Genomic DNA, 7,544 nt, shown 5'->3' on the forward strand with positions numbered 1-7,544 from the left:
GATCGCCTCGGCGGTGATCGTCAGGTGGCGGTGCGGGCTGGGGATGTCGAAGTGGTTTACCGTGTTGCCGTAGCAGTCCTGGTAGCTGCCGACCGTGGCGCTGGGGCTCGCGCCGAGGTTAAACTTCAGGCAGCGCTGCATACCCTCGCTGAGCGGGCGCATGCGGGCCTCGGTGAAGTTCTCGCTCACCTGGGCGCTGTAGCGGAAGCGGGTTTTGTGGAGGATCGAGTAGTACATTTCAGATTTCAGATTGCAGATTGCAGATTGCAGATTGGGCCTAATCTGCAATCTGCAATCTGCAATCTACAATCCTATGAGGTGAGCGCGGCGTCCACCGAGTAGGAGACGTAGGCCTGGTAGATCGCGCCGTGGATGGCGGCGCACTGGCGCTGGATGCTCTCCAGGTAGGTATGCATATTCTCGGCGATGATCTCATCGACCTGGCCGTAGTCGAGCGAGGCGCGCAGGCGGCCGGCGAGGCGCTCGGCGCGGCCGGCGCTGCGGGTGCCGGTGGCCTGGGAGATCGCCTGCATCGAGCGCTGGACGCGGTCGGCGGCGAAGCGCACCGAGCGCGGCCCCTCGCCGTTCAGCAGCAGGAACTCGGCCACGCACTCGGGCTTGACATCGGCGGTGTACACCTTGCAGTAGGCCTCAAAGGCGGTGCAGCACCTGAGCAGCCCGACCCAGTCGATATAGTCGAGGGCGATCGGCGCGTCGCTGGGGGCCTCCAGGAAGGGCCGGAAGTGCTGGTCGATCAGGGCGGCGGTGACGCTGGCGCGCTCCAGGTAGCGGCCGACCTGGATGAACTGCCAGCCCTCGCCGTGGGTCATCGTCGCGTCGGTGATGCCCTGGAAGAGGTGCGCGCCCTCCTTGACCGCCTGGTAGAACTCGACAGGGTCGTCCTGCCAGATCTCATCGATGCTGCTGCCCTTCACCTTCAGGTAGAGCCGGTTGAGCTGCTCCCACATCTCGGAGCTGATCTGCTCGCGCACCTGGCGGGCGTTCTCGCGGGCGGCCGCGACGCAGGAGGCGATCGAGGCATCGTTCGACATATCGAAGGTCATCATCCGCGCGATGGCGTAGGCGTCCCCCGAGCCGCTGGGTGGCGGGTAGGCGTGCAGCGAGGCCAGCAGGCGCTCCCAGCGCAGCGCCGCCGAGTGCGGCGTCTGGTCGAGCATGAGGTTCAGCCCGACGGCGATCAGGCGCGCGGTGTGGGGCCACGCGGGTCAGCCCGCCGGGCACGATCGTCACCTGCTCGCCGTTGAGGATGTAGGGCCTGAGGTCGATGTGGCGCGGCTCGACCTGCTCCTCCACGAAGCAGGGCGCCCGCGAGAGGCTGAGCGTCGGCTGGGCGATGTAGTTGCGCGGGTTGTCGATGATCAGGTCGCGGAAGGTCTCGCGCTGCTCGCGGGTGCTGTGCGGGCCGATCAGCATGCCGTAGCCGCCCGACTCGCCCACCGCCTTGACCACCAGCTCGTCCAGGTGCTCCAGGACGTAGGCCCGCTCGTCGGCCTTGTCGCACAGGTAGGTCTCAATATTCTGCAGCACCGGCTCCTCGCCCAGGTAGTAGCGGATGATCGCCGGGACATAGGCGTAGACGGCCTTATCGTCGGCGACGCCGGTGCCGACGGCGTTGGCCAGGGCCACGTTGCCGGAGCGGTAGGCGTTGAGCAGGCCGGGCACGCCCAGGATCGAGTCGGGCCGGAAGGCCAGCGGGTCGATGAAGTCGTCGTCCACCCGCCGGTAGATCACGTCCACCCGCCGCAGCCCGGCCGTCGTCCGCATATAGACGATATTATCGTGGCAGATCAGGTCGCGCCCCTCGACCAGCTCGATGCCCATCAGGCGGGCCAGGAAGGTATGCTCGAAGTAGGCCGAGTTGAAGACGCCCGGCGTCAGCAGCACGATCGTCGGCTCGGGGCGGTGGGCCGGGGCCAGGCCGCGCAGGGTGGTGAGCAGCGAGGTGCCGTAGTGGTCGATCGGGCGCACGCCATAGTTGGCGAAGAGCCGCGGGAAGGCCCGCTTCATCACCGCGCGGTTGGTGAGCATGTAGCTCACCCCGCTCGGCACGCGCAGGTTGTCCTCCAGCACCGCGAAGCTGCCGTCCGGCACGCGCACCAGGTCGGTGCCGACCACCGTGATGTAGGTGTCGCGCGGGACGCTGACGTTGCGCATCTCGCGGCGGTAGTGCTGGCATGTGTAGACCAGCTCGCGCGGGATGACGCCGTCCTTAAAGATCTTGCCCTCGTGGTAGATGTCGTGCAGGAAGTGGTTCAGCGCGGTGATGCGCTGGGCCAGCCCGCGCTCGACCGGCGCCCACTCGGCGGCGGTGATGATCCGCGGCAGCAGGTCGTAGGGGAAGATCCGCTCGGTGCTCGAGTCCTCGCCGTAGACGGTGAAGGTGATGCCCTGGTTGAGGAATGCGGCGTCGGCGTAGCGCTGGCGCTGCAGCAGCTCGCTCAGGCTCATCTCGTTCAGCCGCTCGTAGAGCGCGCGGTAGTGCTCGCGCACATGGCCGAGGGGGGTGAACATCTCGTCGTAGGCCGCGTCGATCTGGTAGCTGGTGAAGGGCGGCCGCCCAATATCGGTTGCGCTGCGCTCGTGGGGCATCGTGCGTAGAGTCCTGATCTACGAAGGAGGCACATTCGCAGAGAGGGCGGCAAGGCATCGTTGCCGTTGCGTCTTCAGTTGGGGTTCCTCTGGGTTAGCAGGTATGATACCGGCTGGCACTAGTTTCGTCAAATACTGTGCCCATCAGGCACAGGCCACACTGATGGTGCTGCGGCGCGGCCGATCAGCAAGGCCATGCATGCGTTGCCCCAGAGCACCGTGCCCTTCAGGGCGAATGAGTAGAGCGTGGCCAGCAGCGTGGTGCCGAGGGCGAACAGGCCGAGGTCGGGGCCAAGGGCCGCCGCCAGCAGCAGGGCGGCGCTCGCCAGCGCCAGCGCCAGCCCGAGGGCCGCGCCGCGGGCGATCCGCCCCGCCGGGATGGGCCGCTGCGGCTTGCTGTAGCCATCTACCGTCACGTCGACATAGTCATTGATCACAAAGCCGTAGGCCACCACCAGCCCCACCACCGCCGCCGCGCCCCAGCTCTTTGGCGCCAGGGCCGCCGCCGCGCCGCCGGCCAGGTAGGATCCCACCAGCGTGTAGACCGCAGCGTAGATGCTGTTGGTATAACGTGTGATCTGGGCCAGGCTTGCAACCCGGTATCGCATACTGCTGACGGCCACGCGCCCTCCCTCCGCTCCGCGCCGCCGATATGGCGGTACGCTCTATTATGACATGGGTATGGGGTGACGTTTTTTCGGCCTTCCGACCGATGGCCCGCCCTGCCCGACCGTGGTACCCTTTGAAACACGAGTTCGCCTTCTATCCGAGGTAGGGCCATGACAGACCGGAAGGACACCGCCCGCGCCACCCAAGGCGTCAGTGCGCCCTCCCGGCCGATGCTCCCCTGAGCCTCGCCCGACACCGCTCTCAAGCTGTGGGTGCACGCCGATGCCCCCGGCTTTTTTTATTGCAGATTGCAGATTGTAGATTGCAGAACTAATCTGCAATCTGCAATCTACAATCTGCAATCAGAACGCAGGAGGTTCACCAGGTGGCACAGCGTAGCGAGTTCACCGCCCCGAACGCCTACACCTACGACCAGCGCAGCGCGCCGCGCTGGGTCTTCTCGCACATCCGACGCTACTGGTACTTCGCCCTGGGCTTCTACTTCTTCTTCCTGATCGCCTGGAGCTGCTACGCCGGCGCCCAGGTGCTGATCGGCCGCGCGGTCGACGAGATCATCAGCCCGAGCGGGCCGAGCGGGCTGATGATCATCACCCTGGTCATCCTGTCCGTCATGGTGGGCGACGGCCTGTCGGGGCTGCTCGGCAGCCTCTCGGCCGAGAGCGTGGCCGCCCGCTTCGAGGCCGACGCCCGCCAGGAGCTCTACGAGAGCCTGCTCAGCAAGAGCAAGGGCTTCCACGACCGCCAGCGCGCCGGCGATATTATGGCCCGCGCCACCGACGACACCAGCCAGCTCTCGCACATGATCGCCCCCGGCGGGACGCTGGTGTCGGAGACGGTGATGGGGATCGTCATCCCGCTCACCTACATCGCCTTCATCAGGCTGGAGCTGCTGCTGGTGCCGCTCTGCTTCGTGGCCGCCTACATCGTCACCGCCAGGGCCTATATGGGCCGGCTCAACCCGGTGATCCGCGACCAGCGCGATCAGTTCGGCGTGATGAACGCCGGCCTTGAGGAGACGATCTCGGGCATCGAGGTGGTGAAGGCCAGCGCCCGCGAGGGCTTCGAGCGCGCCAAGTTCCGCCGCAACGCCCGGCTCTTCCGCGACTTCTTCGTGCGCCAGGGCTACATCGAGGCGCGCTACCTGCCGCTGCTGATCTACGGCGTCGCCCTCGGCCTGAGCTTCCTGCACGCCATGCTGCTCTACCGCCAGGGCAGCATCCAGATCGGCCAGGTGATCGCCGTGGTGGGCCTGGTGAACGTGCTGCGCTTCCCGACCTTCATCTCGATCTTCGCCTTCTCGCTGCTCCAGTCCGGCACCGCCAGCGCCAACCGCATCCTGAAGATCGTCCGCGCCGAGACCGACCTCGACGAGAACAGCGGCGGCCACGCGGCCCAGATGCGCGGCGAGATTGTGTTTGAGGGGGTCAGCTTCGGGTATGAGGAGGCCGGAGGCGGGAGGCAGGAGGCAGGATCGGACCCCAGCCTCCTGCCTCCTGCCTCCCGCGTCCTGGAAGACATCTCCTTCCGCATCGCGGCCGGGCAGACGGTGGCGATCGTCGGGCAGACCGGCAGCGGCAAGAGCGCCCTGACCCAGCTGGTCAACCGCACCTACGACGTGAGCGCGGGGCGCGTGCTGGTGGACGGGGTGGACGTGCGCGAGTGGAGCATGGACAGCCTGCGCTCGCAGATCGGCAAGATCGAGCAGGACATCTTCCTGTTCTCGCGCAGCATCGCCGACAACATCGCCTTCGGCGCGCCGGACGCCGGGCGCGAGCGGGTGATCGCCGCCGCCCAGGCCGCGCAGGCCCACGACTTCATCAGCGCCTTCCCCGACGGCTACGACACGGTGGTGGGCGAGCGCGGCATGACCCTCTCGGGCGGCCAGCGCCAGCGCATCGCCCTGGCCCGGGCCTTCCTGAGCGACCCGCGCATCCTCATCCTGGACGACAGCACCAGCGCCATCGACAGCGCCACCGAGGACCAGATCCAGCAGGCCATCCGCAAGGCCCAGGAGGGCCGCACCGTCCTGCTGATCACCCACCGCATCTCGCAGATCCGCTGGGCCGACCTGATCCTCGTCCTAGAGGGCGGGCGCATCACCGCCGCCGGCAGCCACGAGGAGCTGCTGGACAGCTCGCCGCACTACCGGCGGATCTTCGCCCGCTATGATGATAAGGGGACAGGGGATAGGGGACAGGGGACAGCGAACAGCGGACAGGGAACAGGCAGCGCAATACCGAATGATAAGGGGACAGCGAACAGCGGACAGGGAGCAGACAGCGCAATACCGAATGATAAGGGGACAGCGAACAGCGGACAGGGAACAGGCAGCGCAATACCGACTATCGCCGAGGTGCCAGCCTAGCACCGTGCCCGGCCTGTCCCCTGTCCCCTGTCCCCTGTCCCCTGTCCCCTGTCCCCTGTCCCCTCCAGAGGAGTTTCCAATGGGCTTTTTGTTCGACGGCCTCGACGCCGAGCAGTACGACCGCAGCTATAGCGACGGCGACCTGGTGCGGCGCATCCTGGGCTACTTCCGGCCGCAGGCCCGCAAGATGGGCGTCGCCGCCGCGATGATCGCTAGCGCCGCCCTGCTCGACGCCGGCATCCCGATCTTCATCGCGCGCAGCATCGACACCCTGCGCGCCGACACCACCTTCAGCCGGATCGCGCTGACCGCCCTGGCCCTGGCCGCCCTCGGCGCCACATCCTGGGTCTTCAACCTGGTGCGGCAGACCCTGGCCGCCCAGGCGGTGGGCGACGTGGTGCTGAAGATGCGCGAGGACGCCTGCGACTCGGTGCTGCGCCGCGACATGTCCTTCTATGACCAGTACGCCTCGGGCAAGATCGTCAGCCGGGTCACCTCCGATACGGCGGCCTTCTCGCAGGTGATGAACCTCTCGATGGAGCTGCTCAGCCGGCTGCTGCTGGTCTTCGCCCTGGTCGGCTACCTGGCCACGGTCAGCCTCAAGCTGACCGGCATCCTGCTGGCGCTGGCCCCGCTGATCGTGGGCACGGCGCTGGCCTTCCGGGCGATCGCCCGCCGCACGATCACCGCATCCCGGCGCATGAACGCCGAGGTGAGCAGCCACGTCCAGGAGACGGTCAGCGGCATCGGGGTGGCGAAGACCTTCCGCCAGGAGCCGGCGATCTACGCCGAGTTCATCAACGTCAACCGTCAGTCGCAGCGGGTGAATCAGCGCACGCGCTACGTGTTCAGCAGCATCTTCCCGATCCTGAACATCATCGCCGGCATGGGCACGGCCGCGCTGGTCTATGTCGGCGGCCTGGATGTGCGCGGCGGCGTGATCACGGCGGGCACATGGTTCCTGTTCATCCAGGGCCTGCAGAGCATCTGGTTCCCGCTCACCAGCATCGCCTCGTTCTGGAGCCAGTTCCAGATCGGCCTGGCCGCCGGCGAGCGCGTCTTCGGCCTGATCGACGCCGAGCCGCGGGTGGTGCAGTCCGACAGCGTGCAGCTGCCGGCGCTGCGCGGCGAGATCCAGTTTGCGGGCGTGGACTTCCACTACAAAGAGGAGGAGCAGGTCTTGAAAGACTTCAGCCTGCACATCCGCGCCGGCGAGACGCTGGCCCTGGTGGGGCACACCGGCTCGGGCAAGAGCAGCATCGCCAAGCTGGTGGCCCGCTTCTACGAGTTCCAGGGCGGCCAGATCCGCATCGACGGCGAGGACATCCGCCGGCTCGACCTGGAGAGCTACCGCTCGCGCCTGGGCATGGTCACCCAGTCGCCCTTCCTCTTCGACGGCAGCGTGCGCGAGAACATCCGCTACGGGCGGCCCGACGCGACCGACGCGGAGGTGCTGGCGGCGGCCCGCCACGTCGGCGGCGACGAGTGGGTCGCCGCGCTGCCGCGCGGCCTGGACACCCAGGTCGGCGAGCGCGGCGCGGGCCTCTCGATGGGCCAGCGCCAGCTGGTGGCCCTGGCCCGCGTGCTGCTCCAGGACCCGGCGATCATCATCCTGGACGAGGCGACGGCCAGCGTGGACCCGCTGACCGAGGTGCTCATCCAGGAGGGGCTGGACACGGTGCTGGCCGGGCGCACGGCGATCGTGATCGCCCACCGCCTGAGCACGGTGCGCCACGCCAACCGGATCATCGTCCTGCGCAAGGGCGCGATCATCGAGCAGGGCGGCCACGACAGCCTGCTGGCGGCCGGCGGGCACTACGCCGAGCTCTACAACACCTACTTCCGCCACCAGAGCCTGGAGTATATCGAGCAGGCCCGCAAGGCGGCGTAATTTTAAAAATCGATGGCTGGCGGCGAATCCGCCAGCCATCGATTTTGT

At 67.4% G+C, this 7,544-nt stretch carries 5 protein-coding genes and 1 pseudogene; 2 read left to right on the forward strand and 4 right to left on the reverse strand.

The genetic code is table 11. The annotated features are described in order from the left end of the window. The 4 genes and pseudogenes from K2Z83_RS08475 to K2Z83_RS08490 all read right to left on the reverse strand — a co-directional run. The coding region (locus K2Z83_RS08475; RefSeq protein WP_305082500.1) for a transglutaminase N-terminal domain-containing protein at positions 1-288 on the reverse strand (288 nt) is incomplete at its 3' end. A gap of 23 nt (positions 289-311) precedes the next feature. After that, positions 312-1,178 (reverse strand): alpha-E domain-containing protein, encoded by an 867-nt coding sequence (locus K2Z83_RS08480; protein WP_220594750.1) that lies wholly within the window; start codon positions 1,176-1,178, stop codon positions 312-314. Positions 1,179-1,206: 28 nt separating this feature from the next. Next, positions 1,207-2,610 (reverse strand): annotated as a pseudogene (locus K2Z83_RS08485) (circularly permuted type 2 ATP-grasp protein); the annotation flags it as partial. 128 nt (positions 2,611-2,738) lie between these two features. Beyond that, entirely contained in the window at positions 2,739-3,233 is a 495-nt protein-coding gene (locus K2Z83_RS08490) for a UbiA family prenyltransferase (RefSeq protein WP_220594751.1), read from the reverse strand. A 371-nt stretch (positions 3,234-3,604) separates the two neighbouring features. Here K2Z83_RS08490 and K2Z83_RS08495 point away from each other — a divergent pair, with 371 nt between their 5' ends. Further along, positions 3,605-5,605, forward strand: coding sequence for an ABC transporter ATP-binding protein (locus K2Z83_RS08495; RefSeq protein ID WP_370650108.1), 2,001 nt, complete (start codon positions 3,605-3,607; stop codon positions 5,603-5,605). A gap of 79 nt (positions 5,606-5,684) precedes the next feature. After that, complete coding sequence (locus K2Z83_RS08500; RefSeq protein WP_220594752.1) at positions 5,685-7,496, forward strand: ABC transporter ATP-binding protein; 1,812 nt, start codon at positions 5,685-5,687, stop codon at positions 7,494-7,496. Positions 7,497-7,544 lie beyond the last annotated feature (48 nt).

The organism is Oscillochloris sp. ZM17-4 (genome assembly GCF_019599295.1).
GTDB lineage: Bacteria > Chloroflexota > Chloroflexia > Chloroflexales > Chloroflexaceae > Oscillochloris.